This is a genomic window from Streptococcus sp. 1001283B150225_161107_H12 (genome assembly GCF_015552665.1).
GTDB lineage: Bacteria > Bacillota > Bacilli > Lactobacillales > Streptococcaceae > Streptococcus.
Genome location: NZ_JADNFC010000001.1, coordinates 1 through 15,078, shown reverse-complemented (window position 1 = coordinate 15,078; position 15,078 = coordinate 1). Strand labels below are relative to the sequence as shown.

The 15,078-nt window shown below is 43.1% G+C and carries 14 protein-coding genes; 2 read left to right on the top strand and 12 right to left on the bottom strand.

Features of this window, described 5'->3' with window-relative positions; genetic code table 11:
* Positions 1 to 54: 54 nt before the first annotated feature.
* Positions 55 to 1,401 carry an NADP-specific glutamate dehydrogenase gene (gene gdhA, locus I2C87_RS00070; protein WP_195323602.1) on the top strand — a complete coding sequence of 449 codons (1,347 nt, stop codon included), beginning with the start codon at positions 55 to 57 and terminating at the stop codon, positions 1,399 to 1,401.
* A gap of 94 nt (positions 1,402 to 1,495) precedes the next feature.
* Here the strand turns inward: gdhA and dnaJ are convergent, their stop codons facing one another.
* From dnaJ to I2C87_RS00010, 12 genes are all read right to left on the bottom strand, one after another.
* Positions 1,496 to 2,638: a molecular chaperone DnaJ gene (gene dnaJ / locus I2C87_RS00065; RefSeq protein ID WP_195323601.1), complete on the bottom strand. Its 1,143-nt coding sequence runs from the start codon at positions 2,636 to 2,638 to the stop codon at positions 1,496 to 1,498.
* A gap of 222 nt (positions 2,639 to 2,860) precedes the next feature.
* Complete coding sequence (locus I2C87_RS00060; protein WP_195323600.1) at positions 2,861 to 3,493, bottom strand: DJ-1/PfpI family protein; 633 nt, start codon at positions 3,491 to 3,493, stop codon at positions 2,861 to 2,863.
* Positions 3,494 to 3,730: 237 nt separating this feature from the next.
* Positions 3,731 to 5,554, bottom strand: coding sequence for a molecular chaperone DnaK (dnaK, locus tag I2C87_RS00055; RefSeq protein ID WP_195323599.1), 1,824 nt, complete (start codon positions 5,552 to 5,554; stop codon positions 3,731 to 3,733).
* A 239-nt stretch (positions 5,555 to 5,793) separates the two neighbouring features.
* Positions 5,794 to 6,318, bottom strand: coding sequence for a nucleotide exchange factor GrpE (gene grpE, locus I2C87_RS00050; protein WP_324250025.1), 525 nt, complete (start codon positions 6,316 to 6,318; stop codon positions 5,794 to 5,796).
* 24 nt (positions 6,319 to 6,342) lie between these two features.
* Positions 6,343 to 7,377, bottom strand: a complete 1,035-nt coding sequence (hrcA, locus tag I2C87_RS00045; RefSeq protein ID WP_195323597.1) for a heat-inducible transcriptional repressor HrcA — start codon at positions 7,375 to 7,377, stop codon at positions 6,343 to 6,345.
* A gap of 166 nt (positions 7,378 to 7,543) precedes the next feature.
* The gene (locus tag I2C87_RS00040) at positions 7,544 to 8,317 is read right to left on the bottom strand and encodes a M15 family metallopeptidase (protein WP_195323596.1); all 774 of its coding nucleotides are present in this window, start codon (positions 8,315 to 8,317) and stop codon (positions 7,544 to 7,546) included.
* Positions 8,310 to 9,008 (bottom strand): histidine phosphatase family protein, encoded by a 699-nt coding sequence (locus I2C87_RS00035; RefSeq protein ID WP_154853757.1) that lies wholly within the window; start codon positions 9,006 to 9,008, stop codon positions 8,310 to 8,312. The genes I2C87_RS00040 and I2C87_RS00035 overlap by 8 nt, the downstream gene beginning before the upstream one ends.
* Before the next feature lie 27 nt (positions 9,009 to 9,035).
* Positions 9,036 to 9,767: a histidine phosphatase family protein gene (locus tag I2C87_RS00030; protein WP_195323595.1), complete on the bottom strand. Its 732-nt coding sequence runs from the start codon at positions 9,765 to 9,767 to the stop codon at positions 9,036 to 9,038.
* A 133-nt stretch (positions 9,768 to 9,900) separates the two neighbouring features.
* A complete protein-coding gene (locus I2C87_RS00025; protein WP_195323594.1) occupies positions 9,901 to 11,238 on the bottom strand; it encodes a PFL family protein in 1,338 nt (445 codons plus the stop codon).
* 18 nt (positions 11,239 to 11,256) lie between these two features.
* A complete protein-coding gene (locus I2C87_RS00020; RefSeq protein WP_003004214.1) occupies positions 11,257 to 11,523 on the bottom strand; it encodes an ACT domain-containing protein in 267 nt (88 codons plus the stop codon).
* A 284-nt stretch (positions 11,524 to 11,807) separates the two neighbouring features.
* A complete protein-coding gene (locus I2C87_RS00015) occupies positions 11,808 to 12,929 on the bottom strand; it encodes a VanZ family protein (protein ID WP_195323593.1) in 1,122 nt (373 codons plus the stop codon).
* A gap of 177 nt (positions 12,930 to 13,106) precedes the next feature.
* Complete coding sequence (locus I2C87_RS00010; RefSeq protein WP_195323592.1) at positions 13,107 to 13,817, bottom strand: CPBP family intramembrane glutamic endopeptidase; 711 nt, start codon at positions 13,815 to 13,817, stop codon at positions 13,107 to 13,109.
* A 458-nt stretch (positions 13,818 to 14,275) separates the two neighbouring features.
* On the opposite strand from I2C87_RS00010, the gene I2C87_RS00005 reads away from it, so the two are divergent.
* Entirely contained in the window at positions 14,276 to 14,479 is a 204-nt protein-coding gene (locus I2C87_RS00005; RefSeq protein ID WP_129822474.1) for a CsbD family protein, read from the top strand.
* Positions 14,480 to 15,078 lie beyond the last annotated feature (599 nt).

Below are 15,078 nucleotides of genomic sequence, written 5' to 3'. Positions count from 1 at the left end.
CAGTAAGTTCGCCAACCTGCTGGAATTCGTTTCAATGAAAAAAGGAGAAACATGATGACAACTGCAAAAGAATATATCCAAAGCACTTTCGAAACCGTAAAAGCTCGCAACGGCCATGAAGCGGAATTCCTTCAAGCTGTTGAAGAATTCCTCAGCACTTTGGAACCTGTATTTGAAAAACATCCAGAATACATCGAAGAAAACATCTTGGCACGTATCACTGAGCCTGAGCGCGTAATTTCTTTCCGTGTTCCTTGGGTTGACCGTGATGGAAAGGTTCAAGTGAACCGTGGTTACCGTGTCCAATTTAACTCAGCTGTAGGCCCATACAAAGGCGGACTTCGTTTCCACCCAACTGTAAATCAAGGTATCTTGAAATTCCTCGGCTTCGAACAAATCTTTAAAAACGTCTTGACTGGACTTCCAATCGGTGGAGGTAAAGGTGGATCTGACTTCGATCCGAAAGGCAAAACTGATGCTGAAGTGATGCGTTTCTGCCAAAGCTTCATGACAGAATTGCAAAAATACATCGGACCATCTCTTGATGTCCCAGCTGGTGATATCGGGGTTGGTGGACGTGAGATCGGTTACCTTTACGGCCAATACAAACGCCTTAACCAATTCGATGCCGGTGTCTTGACAGGTAAACCTCTTGGTTTCGGTGGTAGCTTGATCCGTCCAGAAGCAACTGGTTACGGTTTGGTCTACTACACTGAAGAAATGCTGAAGGCTAACGGGGACAGCTTTGCTGGTAAGAAAGTCGTGATCTCAGGTTCTGGTAACGTAGCCCAATACGCTCTTCAAAAAGCAACTGAACTTGGTGCAACTGTCATCTCAGTCTCTGACTCAAACGGCTATGTCATCGACGAAAACGGTATTGATTTTGACCTTCTTACAGACGTCAAAGAAAAACGCCGTGCTCGCTTGACAGAATACGCTGCAGAAAAGTCAACTGCTACCTACTACGAAGGTTCTGTATGGACTTATGCTGGCAACTATGACATCGCTCTTCCATGTGCGACTCAAAATGAGATTAACGGTGAAGCAGCTAAACGCTTAGTTGCTCAAGGTGTTAAAGTTGTTTCTGAAGGAGCTAATATGCCAAGCGACCTTGAAGCCATCAAAGTCTACAAAGAAAATGGCATCCTTTACGGACCTGCCAAAGCCGCCAATGCTGGTGGGGTTGCTGTATCTGCTCTTGAAATGAGCCAAAACAGCCTCCGTCTTTCATGGACACGAGAAGAAGTGGATGGTCGTTTGAAAGATATCATGACCAACATCTTCAACACTGCTAAAACAACTGCAGAAACCTACGGTCTTGGTAAAGATTACCTTGCTGGTGCCAACATCGCAGCCTTTGAAAATGTCGCAAATGCGATGATTGCCCAAGGTCTTGTTTAATTTGATTCTTTTGCCACACCTCTGAAGCCTTTGGTTTCGGAGGTGTTTTTCTTGATAAAAAAAGAAGATTGGAAAAACCAAATCTTCTTTTATTTTATAGATCATCCAAGGCATCTTTAACCTTATCAAAGAAGCCTTTTTTCTTTGGGTTGACCTTCAAATCACTTGCTTCCGCAAATGCACGAAGGGCTTCTTTTTGCTTGTCATTTAGACCTGTTGGTGTCACCACATTAACAGATACATATTGATCTCCTACAGAGCCTCCACGCAAGCTTGGTGCTCCTTTACCGCGGAGGCGGAATTTCTTACCTGTCTGGGTTCCTTCAGGGATGACCAAGTCAACATCGCCGTGAACCGTTGGTACATGGACCGTATCCCCAAGAGCAGCCTGAACAACGTTCAAGTTCAATTTATAGTAGATGGTTGATCCATCACGCTCAAATTTGTCGCTCGGCTCAACGTTGACCACCACATAGAGATCTCCGTATGGCCCTCCATTAAATCCAGCTTCTCCTTGACCAGAGAGGCGGATTTGTTGACCTGTTTCAACCCCAGCAGGGATTTTCACATTGACACTGTGGGCTTGCTTCTCGTGACCAGTCCCATGACAGGTTGTACAAGGATCTTTAATTTCTTTACCGCGTCCATGACAGACATCACAGGTGATTTGACGGCGCATCATCCCAAGTGGGGTTTGCGTATCCACATTGATAACCCCAGAACCATGACAGCGTCCACAAGTTACTGGACTTGTTCCTGGCTTAGCACCAGTTCCATCACATGTCCGACAGCTGGCTTCCCGATGGTACTTCACTTCCTTCTCAGTTCCAAAGATGGCTTCTTCAAACTTGAGGTTTACGCGGTACTGAAGATCATCTCCCTGACGTGGAGCATTAGGATTGCGGCTTGCACCGCCACCAAAGAAGCTAGAGAAGATATCTTCAAAGCCACCAAAGCCACTGCCATCAAAACCACCGAAACCACCAGCTCCGCCACCGAAGCCGCCGAAACCACCATTGGCACCTGCAGCACCGTATTGATCATAAGCCGCCCGTTTTTGTTCGTCGCTCAAAGTCTCATAAGCTTCTTGAACTTCCTTGTACTTTTCCTCAGCACCAGGCTCCTTGTTGATATCTGGGTGATATTTTTTAGATAATTTCCGATAGGCTTTCTTGATCTCATCCTGAGACGCATTCTTTGAAACGCCCAAACGGTCATAAAATTCAGTATTGTTCATAATTCAAGATACAAAGGGCGTCAAACGGACACAGCCAAAATAGGAGTTTTGACGACGGACGCTTGCGTCCTAGAAAAAACTATCTTTTTGGCACCGTCCGTAGCCCGTGTTCAGTTGCGAACACCTTTGTTCCTTTCTTTTTATATTGAGTAAGAAACTTCAGAGCTCGGGTTCAATTCCCCGAACACTCTTTGTTCCTTTCTATAATTTTCATGTACATCTTTAGAGGATGTTTTCTATACTTTGCTTCACTTGATCAAACTCTTGGTCTGATAGAGTAAATATCAAATCCTCTGCTGCACACTCGTTCTTTTCTTTAAAATAGTTGTCCGTATTCTCTGCCAATCCTAAGCTTAGAATCACTTTTCTTGCAAACTCTTGATGGGCAAAACCGATAGCCGTAATGATTTGTTTATCTTGCACAAGGACTTTCGGTTGGAAATTTTCACGTGGAAGAAATTCAAAATAATCAAAGAAGTTTTGCCAAATTCCACCTGTAAATTTCGTATCGTTCAGCAAACCTGCTTTCGCTAATAAAAGAGGCGCTGAAGAAATGGATGCAATTAGGATATCTTGCTCACCAAGGTCCCTCAAAAACGAAATCAATTTCTCATCCTGTAGAGCAGGTCCTATGTTTACCATTCCTGGCAAAATCACACAAGAATACTCTTCTATACAGATTTGATCTAGTGTTTTCGTTGGTTGACAGGGCAAGCCATCCTCAGAGACCACTATCGAATGATCTGAAGCGGCATAATCAATCGTAATATCAAAAGACAGAGCTAAAGTACTCGTTAAAGCGGTTATCTCATAAAGAGAAAAATTAGGATAAATGATACAAAGTACTTTTTTCATACGCAACATCCTCTATTTTACCGAAAAACAGAGGCTGGGTTGCAACCTCTGGATTTCTTACTATCATTACGACGTTTAAAAACAAAGTTGATTATACTATGTTTTTGAACTAGTAAGGCGTTTAGGCAAGTCGCCATAGCGATTGCCGTAGAATGGCAATCACTTTAGTGATTAGTCATTCTTAACGCCTCGCTCCCAAATTTTCAAGCTCGGGATAAAATAGTCCACTGGACTATTTTATTTCTCCGTAAACTCTCCGTCTACGACATCATCGCCTGCGTTTCCTGTTGCTTGTGCGCCTTCTGCTCCTGCTTGAGCTTGTTGTGCTGCTGCGGCTTGTTCGTAGAGTTTCACAGCAAGTCCTTGAGCTTTTTCGTTCAAGGCTTCAAGTTTTGCTTTCATTTTGTCCAAGTTGTTATCTTCTTGGGCCTTCTTAAGCTCATCAAGGGCAGCTTGTGCAGCATCACGTTCTGCATCGAAGCCTTTGCCTTCAGTTTCTTTGATTGTCTTTTCAGTCGCAAAGATAGCTTGGTCTACTTCGTTACGAAGGTCAACTTCTTCTTTACGTTTCTTATCTGCTTCAGCGTTAGCTTCTGCATCTTTCATCATGCGGTCGATTTCTTCGTCTGTCAAACCTGAGTTTGATTGGATAACAATTGTTTGTTCTTTTTGAGTTCCAAGATCTTTCGCTTTAACAGATACGATACCGTTCTTATCGATGTCGAATGTTACTTCGATTTGTGGGATACCACGAGGTGCAGCTGGGATATCAGTCAATTGGAAGCGTCCAAGAGTCTTGTTATCTGCTGCCATTGGGCGTTCACCTTGAAGAACGTGGATATCAACGGCTGGTTGGTTGTCTGCTGCAGTTGAGAAGACTTGTGATTTAGATGTTGGAATAGTTGTGTTGCGGTCGATGAGTTTTGTGAAGACTCCACCCATTGTTTCGATACCAAGTGACAATGGTGTTACGTCAAGAAGGACAACGTCTTTCACATCACCAGTGATCACACCACCTTGGATGGCCGCACCCATGGCAACAACTTCATCAGGGTTCACTGATTTGTTTGGTTCTTTACCAGTTTCAGCCTTAACAGCTTCAACAACGGCAGGAATACGAGTTGAACCACCGACAAGGATTACTTCGTCGATTTCTGACAAGCTCAAACCTGCATCTGAAAGGGCTTGGCGAACTGGAACTTTTGTACGTTCTACAAGGTCACGAGTCAAATCGTCAAATTTGGCACGAGTCAAAGTCATTTCCAAGTGAAGAGGTCCAGCCTCACCAGCAGTGATGAATGGCAAGCTGATTTGTGTTGAAGTTACACCAGAAAGGTCTTTCTTAGCTTTTTCAGCCGCGTCTTTCAAACGTTGAAGAGCCATCTTGTCTGTTGACAAGTCAATGCCGTTTTCTTTCTTGAATTCTGCAACCATGTGGTCGATGATTTTTTGGTCAAAGTCGTCACCACCGAGTTTGTTGTCTCCTGCAGTTGCCAATACATCGAAGACACCATCACCGAGTTCAAGGATAGATACGTCAAATGTACCACCACCAAGGTCAAATACCAAGATTTTTTCTTCTTTGTCAGTCTTATCCAAACCGTAAGCAAGAGCTGCTGCAGTTGGTTCGTTGACGATACGTTCTACTTCAAGACCAGCGATTTTACCAGCATCTTTAGTTGCTTGACGTTGAGCATCGTTGAAGTATGCAGGAACGGTGATAACAGCCTTGGTTACTTTTTCACCAAGGTATTCTTCAGCGTAGCCTTTCAAGTATTGAAGGATCATCGCTGAGATTTCTTGTGGAGTGTATTCTTTACCGTTTGCAGAAACTTTTTCAGAAGTACCCATCTTAGATTTGATAGAGATCACTGTATCTGGGTTTGTAACTGCTTGACGTTTTGCAGCGTCACCAACGATGATTTCACCGTTTTTGAATGACACTACAGATGGAGTTGTACGGTTTCCTTCTGGGTTTGCGATGATTTTGCTTTCAGTTCCTTCAAGAACTGCTACTGCTGAGTTTGTTGTACCTAAGTCAATACCGATAATTTTAGACATATGTTTTTCTCCTTGTTGATTTTTCTTCTTTTTTTGATATTTCCCTTAAGTGGTGGGGACGTGAGCAACTCCCTTCGGGATTTCATCACTTATTTTTGAGCCTACTGTCTCAAAAATCCCCTGTTTCAGTAGCATGAGCTACTGAAACTTTCACCACAGCGGGAAATATCTTCCTTGCAAGCCTCCGGCTTGCATCTTATCTTTCTTTCATAGTTTAGTGTCGTTTCGGACAAGATATCCTAGTTATAAACCACTACCATAGCTGGGCGCAGGATGCGGTCATGGAGTTTGTAGCCTTTTTGGAAGACTTGTGCGATGGTATCAGCCGGATGCTCGTCATCCGCTGGGACTGTTTGAATGGCCATGTGGTAGTTATGGTCAAATTCGCCGTCCGCTGCGATTTCTTCGATTCCTTCTTCTTTCAGAGCATGTACCAAGCTTTCTTGGACCATTTCCAAGCCCTTCTTCACATCATCTGTCAATCCTTCGACGGCAAGGGCGCGTTCGAGATTGTCCAGTGATGGTAAGATCGCTTTTGCCAAATCTTGGCTACGGTATTTTTGTAATTGTTGACGTTCTTCATTAGCACGGCGCTGAATGTTTTGCATTTCTGCATGAGCACGAAGGTATTTATTTTCAAATTCCTCGGCACGCGCTTGTGCTTCTTCTAACTCAGAAGGTTGGTTGCTTTCCTCCACAACTTCTTCAGTTGTTTGGGCAACTTCCTCTTCTTTCACGTCTTCTTTTTTGATATCTTCTGTCAAGGCATACACCCCTTTCATTTGGTCTTAATTTACTTCATAATGGTTGCTGTTGAGGTAACGGTAGTAATCCGTCAACTTCATGACCAGTACTCGGCCGATGACATTGACCAGGCTAATCACACGCCTGTAATCCATCTCTACAGGACCGATCACATTCATGAGGGCCATCCCACGATAAGGAACCAGGAACTTGTGACTAATGACCGTCACATTTTTCAAGGCCTTCTCTTGGGATTCCGCAACCAGGATCTGGGTCATTTGGTCTTCTGGCATTCCCCCTCGTAACTCCAAGGCCACATGTTGGGGATTATCTAAGAACTGATAGGTCTGAAGATCGGCATAACCCAAAGATGAAACCTTTCCTTCTACAAAGACCAGTTCTTGAAACAGTTGCGAGAAGACGTAATCGAATAGATCCAAAACGTTGTCTGTCGTCTTGAAATAGCGCTGTACAATCTGTGGAATCTCCGTCCGCAGGCGGTAGTGGATATCCAAGACCGTATTTCCAATGAAACGTTCTTGAACTAGCTGATGGAAGATTTCCAAGTCACTGGTTAAGAAATTCTTTGGAATGGCAAATTGTACGGTGACAGGCTTTGATTCATCCAAGGTCAGAACTGCTAAGGCATCGTGGTTGGATAATGGGACAATCTCAAAACCCGTCAAGCGCTGCCGTGTCGGCTCCACATCCTGAATCACTGCGGTGTAGCCCGTCATCTGGGCTAATAACTTAGCCGTAGCATCCAAGATATCATCTAACTTAAAGGCTTCGAAATCGAAGGCTTTTACCACCTGGTAAACATCCTGCTCATCAATCAACTCTAGATCAAGCGAGTTCTGAACAAAATATTGGAAACCAGCTCGGCTAGGCATTCGACCACTCGAAGTATGGGCCTTTTCTAATAAGCCTTGCTTTTCGAGAGCAGCCATGTCGTTTCGGATGGTCGCACTACTGGATTGAATGACATCTTGTAGTGCTTTTGAACCGACCGGTTCGTGGGTCTTGGTAAAGATATCGACGACAAGATTTAAAATCTCATTTTGACGTTCTGTAACCATGACCTCACCTCTCTTTCATTTTTAGCACTCTAAACACTCAAGTGCTAAACTATGATTCTATTATACACCCTCTCAAAAGAAAGTCAAGAAAAAAAACCAAAAAATTAGCACTCTTTTTTCAAGAGTGCTAAAAATCATTCTTAAGACCGATACTAGGCTAAAAAAACTATAAACCTGCTTCTTTCAGCTTTTGAATATATTCTTCTAAGACCAGTTGGTGCTTGACCATATACTGGGCATTTTCTACACTGACGTAGCGGAAATGCCAGTTTTCATAGTCCACACCTGTAATCGCATTTTTCCCTTCTGGATAACGGAGAACAAACCCATATTGTGGCGCCAAGGCAATAATTTGTTGCACCACCTCTTCGGACAGCCCATTTGGGGCACTCATATCAATCGCAAGGCCTGTCTGGTGCTCACTAGCCCCTGGGACCTGTACTTGTGTTTGTGCTTGACGTTCTGCCTCTTCATGAGAAAGCCCGGTAGCTTCTAATTGAGCCACCCGCTCATTGTAAATTTCCGTTTGCTCCTCTACACTTCGATAACCGGAAATCAAGGATTCTTCTGGAGCAATGGCTCTTGCCGCCGCTAAAAATTGCTTAGTTTGTTCTGCGATTCGACTATCCACCTTAATTTCTTCAACGTCGACTAACTGAGGATTCAGCTCAGCCAACTTGTTGTCCCGGTTGACCAGGACTAGGTTCCAATCCTTGCTAGAAACTTGTGGAAGGTCTGTTTTAGGTTTTTCTTCCTTTTTCTCAACCTTTTTTGGAATGCTTGTTTCTACTTTTTTATCTTCAACAGAGCCCATATGAAGCCATTGAGGTTTCAAATAGAAAATACCCACTCCTGCTCCGATTAGACAGAGGCCTATACAGCAGAGCACGATCCAGCTAACTTTCTTTTCTCTTTTCTTGGCAAGTTTATATTTAGTCATGATCTCCCTCTAACCATTTCGCTCCAACCTGGCGGTATGACAGATCTCCAACTGCTTCTAGTTTAAATTGGCCATCTTCATACTCAATAATAGTCACACTACCATTGTCCAAGACCAATTCTTTAAAGGCTTTTGGATCAATCAGGTAAATCAAGGTACTGATGGTCATCCCATGACTGACCACGATAGCATTCCCGCCACCTTGAGACTCGACATCCTTGGCAATCGTCGTAAAGCCATCCAAGATGCGATCACGAAGGGTTTCCCAGGACTCTGCCCAGCCGGCTGTGTCCACTTCTACAATCCCTTCGGCCAACTCCATCAAGCTCAAATGATGGAAGTCATCAACCCGAAAGACACGTGGCAAAACGCCCAAAAAGAGTTCCCCGTCATAGGCTCCATCAAAACTTCCAAAGCACCATTCGCGGATGCGCTTATCATAACGGTATGGAATCTTACCCGTTAACCCTAATTCTTCTAACACAATCCCCATGGTTTGAATGGTTCGACCAGAGTCGCTGGACACGGCTTGTTGGAACTGAATCCCAGCTTCACGTAGACCAATCCCCAATTCATGAATCCCTCGTTCGCCAGCTTCTGTCAAGGGACTATCAGACCAACCTTGGGCGCGACCAATGGTATTAAACATGGTTTTTCCATGACGGGCAATATACAATTTTGTCTTTGCCATTTTTATCCTCCTGCAATTGTTTTCTTCTTATATAAGGTTTCTTATTTTTTTTACATCAAGTTCTTCTGAGTGGGCTGCTAACCAGTTAGCACCCAGCTTGCGATAAGACTCATCTCCGATGGTCTGGATTGAGAAGTGTCCATTTTCGTATTCTACCAAGGTGACACTACCATTTTCAACCCTTGGATCCAACTCAATCTCTGGATTCAAAATACACACAAAGGAACCGATGGTCATGCTGTGACTAACAACCAAGGCATTTCCACCACCCTTGGCTTCAACTTCCTTGGCAATCTCCTCAAAGCCATCTACAATCCGTTTTTTCAACACATCCCATGGTTCAGCCCAACCGGCTGTATCTACTTGGTAGATTCCATTCGCCAGTTCTTCCAGGGTAAGTTTCTTATAATCTTCAATATCTAGAACCCGAGGAACGACTCCACGGAAAAGTTCCCCTCCGTAGGCACCATCAAAACTTCCAAAACACCATTCCCGGATCTTTTTGTTGAAAGTATAAGGAATCTGATCTGTGAGCCCAAGCTCGTCTAAAACAATTCCCATGGTTTGAATGGCACGACCTGAATCGCTGGAAACAGCACGGACAAAGTCCAAACCAGATTCTCTTAAACCAACCCCCAATTCACGAATGCCTTCTTCTCCTTGAGCAGTTAAAGGCGTATCCGACCAACCTTGGGCACGACCTATCGTATTAAACATGGTTTTTCCATGCCGAATAATAAATAATCTTGTTTTCGCCATGTGATCTCCTTTTACGTCCTTCTATTATATCATTTTTTATAAGGAAACTGGCAACGATGACCTCTCGATTCACTTTCACTTCCTCAGCCAACATTAAAAGCCCTGAGCAAAAATCCTGCTCCAGGGCCATTTTTTAATTTTTAAAACTATGAACTGGGGCCGGAATTTGACCACCACGGGCAATAAAGTCAGCTGATGAAGCCTTGTTGACCTTCATTACCGGAGCAGACCCAAGAAGCCCTCCGAGCTCTAACATATCACCTTCTTTTCCATAAGGAATGATCCGAACCGCTGTTGTCTTTTGGTTGATAACGCCGATAGCTGCTTCGTCGGCAATCATGGCCGCAATGGTCGAATCTGGAGTATCAGCTGGGATGGCAATCATATCCAAACCGACGGAACAGATAGCTGTCATGGCTTCCAATTTTTCCAAATTGATATGACCTGATTGAACCGCCGCAATCATCCCCTCATCCTCTGAAACCGGAATGAAGGCACCTGACAAACCACCGACTTGGTTACAAGCCATGATGCCACCTTTTTTCACTTGGTCATTAAGCAGGGCAAGGGCTGCGGTAGTTCCATGAGTTCCGACCACTTCAAGCCCCATGGCTTCAAGGACACGGGCAACCGAATCCCCAACAGCTGGCGTTGGTGCGAGAGACAAGTCCACAATCCCAAACTCAACACCGAGACGTTCACTAGCCATTTGACCTACCAATTGGCCGACACGGGTAATCTTGAAGGCTGTCTTCTTGACTGTTTCCGCCAATACATCAAAGCTTGCTCCGGGAACTTTTTCGATGGCCCGTTGGACGACACCAGGTCCTGAAACCCCAACGTTGATGACAACATCCGCTTCACCGACACCGTGGAAGGCTCCCGCCATAAAGGGATTATCTTCTACCGCATTAGCAAAGACAACGAGTTTACCTGGTCCCATTGGATCTGCTTGGGAAGCTTCTTTAATGATACGACCCATATCTCGGACAGCGGTCATATTAATCCCCGTCTTGGTCGATCCGATATTGACTGAAGAGCAGACAAAATCTGTCTCTGCAAGGGCGCGAGGAATGGAATTAATAAGGATTTCATCCCCTTTTTGGTAGCCTTTTTGAACCAGGGCTGAGAAGCCACCGATAAAGTTAACCCCAACTTCCTTCGCTGCACGATCCAGCGCCTTGGCAAAGGGTACATAGTCTGTTGCATTGGTTGCTGCTCCGATAATGGAAATAGGCGTTACCGAAACCCGTTTATTGACGATAGGGATCCCAAGTTCCGCCGCAATCTCATCCCCAACAGCCACTAAGTCCTTGGCCTTTGTCACAATCTTCTTGTAGACTTTTTCCGCTGCCTTATCGATATCCGGATCAATACAATCTAGAAGAGAAATCCCCATGGTGATAGTCCGAACATCGAAGTTCTGCTCCTCAATCATGGCAATGGTTTCTGTTACCTGTTTAATGTCCATAAATTCTCAACCCCTATCTTACAAATTGTGCATGGCATCAAAAATCGCTGCGCTTTGGATATTGATTTTCACATGAAGAGACTGACCGAATTCTTCTAACTCTGAACGAAGCTGGGTGAAATCTTTTTTCTCATCGGATGATACGACCGCCATCATGGTGAAGTACTCATCCAATACCGTTTGAGAGATATCATCGATATTGAGTCCTAATTCTGCCACTTTCGTTGCAACACCCGCTACGATTCCTTTTTGGTCTTTACCAACGACTGTAATAATTGCTTTCATTTCACTGCTCCATTCTATCTATTTGCTTCCATTGTAGCACAATCCCCTTAAAATCGCCGTTCTCAACTGGGAACGTTCGGATATTTTCCGCGTGTATAAAACAATAAAGAGGCTGGGACAAAAGTCCTAGCCTCTTTATTGTTTTTGGATTGTCGAGCAAGACGCAGTGGTTGAGTGGGCTCTACTACGCTGATTTCATCAGCTTTTACAGCCCTACTCAACTGTGCGGAGGTGAGACGACGAAATCGAATTCTAACGAATTACCGATTTCTGTCCCACTCTCTCTATTTTGACGATTCAGTTTCACCCTTTAAGAGCTCTTCCTTCACGCGCACGGTACTCTCATACTCGGCTCCAGCTAGACGGTCAAACGGAAAGCGACGACTGAGCAAGATGATGGCAAGGGTGAGGATCAGGTACAATAAGAGTACAAAGAAGAGCAATAAAATCATAGATAGAGTCAAAAGGGAATTGTCCGTCAAATCCTGATTCAAAAGCGAGATTAAATAGAACAGTCCTTGAGGAATCCAGTAGAAATAGCCTACCACTAGGATTCCTCGCCAGATGGTGCGAAGCCATTTTTTCTTGTCAAAACGCAAGCGGAATTTCAGTAAAGCCATTCCCAAGGTTTTGCCCCGCCACAAGGGAAGCAAACTAAAGTAAAGCACCAAAACCGCTACATAAGGAATCATCTCTAAACGCTCGATTACCGCGTAGAGAAGAGATAGCATCACAAAGTCAATCAAGAAAGCAAGACCAATCCGGAAACCAGATACTTTCGTCCCTACTCGGAAAGAATGCTCGTCAATCTCATCTCGTGTTGGCAATAACCAAACCAGGAACCAACCGAGCAGATAGCCCACTCCTCCACCAGTGGTATTTTGAATAATATCATCGACATCTGCTAGGCGGTAAGGACCCGGATACAGAAAGTAGAGACCTGACAACTGGGTCAGCTCCAAAAAGAGACTAAATAGGGCTGTTAGGAGAATCGTTTTCTTAAAACCACACTTGAAATAATAGCGTAAGTACATCCCAAAGGGAATCAACATTAGGACATTAAAAGCGGGTACATAAAAAGTTGGATGCTTGATGGCCTGAAGCCAAGTGCTTGTCTGCGCTAGATCAAAAGGACTCTCCTTGAAAAAATCTACCACAAAAGCAAAGGGATGGAGATTGACCATTTCCAAGTAGCTAGTATGGATCTTACTCGGATCTGGCAGAGGCAAGACCACCAAGAGATAGACCGTCATCAAGTAAAGCATAAAAGAATAGAAAATCAGCACCCGCAATTTATTGACCGAACCATATTTTCGATAATTCAAAATCATGTAGGGCAAGGTCAGCAAAAAGGCCAGGAAAGGAAAGATCTGAACAGCTGTTTTGATTGTAGAAATGTATCCCATTGTGTCTCCCATTTACCGTTATAAAATCACCTTTTGCACAATGACAAAAGGTGATTTCTTCATTGATATAGAATATTATACGGCCTAGTAGAGGAAGAGTCAAGGAAGTATGATGAAAACCTCGCTCAATAGTTGGCTCCTCTAACTCCCATTTCACGCCCGGCCACAGAGACAAGGTTATTTAACAAGAAAATGCCAGTAGATATAATTGAAGATGAAAATCCAGATCGGTTTCCAAAAAGTGAGAAAATTGCTAAAGGCATGCAAGAAGATGGGCAACCGGATATCTTTAGTTTTCTTATAGACAGCTGCGAAGAAGAGTCCTGAACAGAAATAAAGAGAAAAGGTTACAGGATCCCGATATTGATGGATCAGATGAAAGGCCGCAAAGAGAAAACCCGAAAGCAAAACATCTAAATGAAACTTACTTTCTTTAAAGAAGACATTCATCAGATAGACTCTAAAAATAAATTCTTCTATCATAGGAGATGTAACAGTTGCTAGGACAAAAAACAAAGTACCCGAAATACCCGGGCCATTTAGATAAATGGAGGATGGCAATTTGGTTTGATGAACGACAGGAACCAGCAAATCCTGAAAAGTTTGCAACACCCATCTTTCAACAAAGAACCACAAGAGCACCAGAGCAAAATACCCCAGATAGTGCCACTTCCATTTCTGTATATTTGAACGGACGACTATCTTCTGTCTTTTGAACCAAAATAGAATGCCGATGAGAAGCAAAGAGTAGAGAATCAAATAGATGAAATAAAGAAAACTTACATCACCATTGAAAACTCCAGTTAGGTAGATACCAAGGCCTTCAATCCCAAAAACAAATAGATATAACAGGAACAGTAAAGCGACTCCATATTTGGCATATTTCATATCATCTTTTCTCCAATATCATTCTTCCATTCAATTATGTACAAGTATAGCACATAGAAAAACTTGTAAGCAAGGAAGCCCTTAATTGTACCTTCTTGAACAGAAAGTGTCATCTTCTTTTGTTATTTACTCCGCTTTGATAGGAGAAAACAACCGTTTAGATTTTCTAGCCTGACGATTCTACAATGTATTATCCCTTAATCATCTGGAGGATTTTGTTTTGAAATAGCTGAAGACCGATGTTTCTTCAAATAGAAAACAAAGCGGCGACCTATTCATCCCTCTTTTTCACGATATCGTAAGGACTCACTCCAACTTTCAGAATACCGTAGCGAATATTTGACTTTCCATTTCAGAGGGTATATACTTATATTAATCTGAACTAAATAGTTTTAATTTTTTAAATGAACTGTCTTGAACTCAGATTAAAAAACTATTTACTTAACGGAGGTGGCGCTATGTCATTAGAAGATAAATTAAACCAAGTTAAAGGTTCTGTTAAGGAAGGTCTCGGTAAAATAACCGGCGACACAAAAACAGAAGCTGAAGGCGTTGCTGAAAAAGTTGCTTCAAAAGCAAAAGAAGTTGCTGAAGACGCAAAAGAAGCTGTTGAAGGAGCTATCAACGGTGTGAAAAACATCCTTCACAAAGACGAAAACTAATCGTTAACGTGCTAAAACCACCCTATTTTCTGCAGTCCTATTTGACTGAGGGAGATGGGGTGGTTTTTGTTTATCTTTGATTTAGTTTGGGCATAAGAAAAAGAACACCCCGAAAGGTGCTCTTTGTATGTATTGTAATTCTTTTGAATGAACGTTTAGAGTGCAGTGGTTGCCATCCAATCAAACATCGCTACGCTTGTTTTCTTGGGGCAACTGTGCATAGCATATCTCTACGCGACTAAAGTCGCTAGAGCTATCCTAATTGCGCACCGCCAGTTCTGATACAAAAAACACCTTGCAAGATGCAAAGTGTTTTCGTTTGTATTCTGTATTCCAGTAACGAATTAACGTTTAGAGAACTGGCTAGCTTTACGAGCTTTCTTAAGACCTGGTTTGGAAAGTATGGGTTTCAGTTGGACTAAAAACAGCGTATTATCAAGGCTTTTCAGAACGATATCTACTGATTAATTTCATAAAATATGAATCAATAGATTATAAATAGGGGAATAGTTTAGGTCTGTAAGCATTAAAATAATACACCTAACTTTGATCACCATTTTTTAGTTATTCACTCTTTTTTCAGATAGTGTTTTTAAAGT

What these genes read in the sequence shown, in the direction of transcription:
- gdhA (WP_195323602.1), top strand. Translation starts at nt 55, where the DNA reads ATGACAACTGCAAAAGAATATATCCAAAGCACTTTCGAAACCGTAAAA.
- dnaJ (WP_195323601.1), bottom strand. Translation starts at nt 2,638, where the DNA reads ATGAACAATACTGAATTTTATGACCGTTTGGGCGTTTCAAAGAATGCG.
- I2C87_RS00060 (WP_195323600.1), bottom strand. Translation starts at nt 3,493, where the DNA reads ATGAAAAAAGTACTTTGTATCATTTATCCTAATTTTTCTCTTTATGAG.
- dnaK (WP_195323599.1), bottom strand. Translation starts at nt 5,554, where the DNA reads ATGTCTAAAATTATCGGTATTGACTTAGGTACAACAAACTCAGCAGTA.
- hrcA (WP_195323597.1), bottom strand. Translation starts at nt 7,377, where the DNA reads ATGGTTACAGAACGTCAAAATGAGATTTTAAATCTTGTCGTCGATATC.
- I2C87_RS00040 (WP_195323596.1), bottom strand. Translation starts at nt 8,317, where the DNA reads ATGACTAAATATAAACTTGCCAAGAAAAGAGAAAAGAAAGTTAGCTGG.
- I2C87_RS00035 (WP_154853757.1), bottom strand. Translation starts at nt 9,008, where the DNA reads ATGGCAAAGACAAAATTGTATATTGCCCGTCATGGAAAAACCATGTTT.
- I2C87_RS00030 (WP_195323595.1), bottom strand. Translation starts at nt 9,767, where the DNA reads ATGGCGAAAACAAGATTATTTATTATTCGGCATGGAAAAACCATGTTT.
- I2C87_RS00025 (WP_195323594.1), bottom strand. Translation starts at nt 11,238, where the DNA reads ATGGACATTAAACAGGTAACAGAAACCATTGCCATGATTGAGGAGCAG.
- I2C87_RS00020 (WP_003004214.1), bottom strand. Translation starts at nt 11,523, where the DNA reads ATGAAAGCAATTATTACAGTCGTTGGTAAAGACCAAAAAGGAATCGTA.
- I2C87_RS00015 (WP_195323593.1), bottom strand. Translation starts at nt 12,929, where the DNA reads ATGGGATACATTTCTACAATCAAAACAGCTGTTCAGATCTTTCCTTTC.
- I2C87_RS00010 (WP_195323592.1), bottom strand. Translation starts at nt 13,817, where the DNA reads ATGAAATATGCCAAATATGGAGTCGCTTTACTGTTCCTGTTATATCTA.
- I2C87_RS00005 (WP_129822474.1), top strand. Translation starts at nt 14,276, where the DNA reads ATGTCATTAGAAGATAAATTAAACCAAGTTAAAGGTTCTGTTAAGGAA.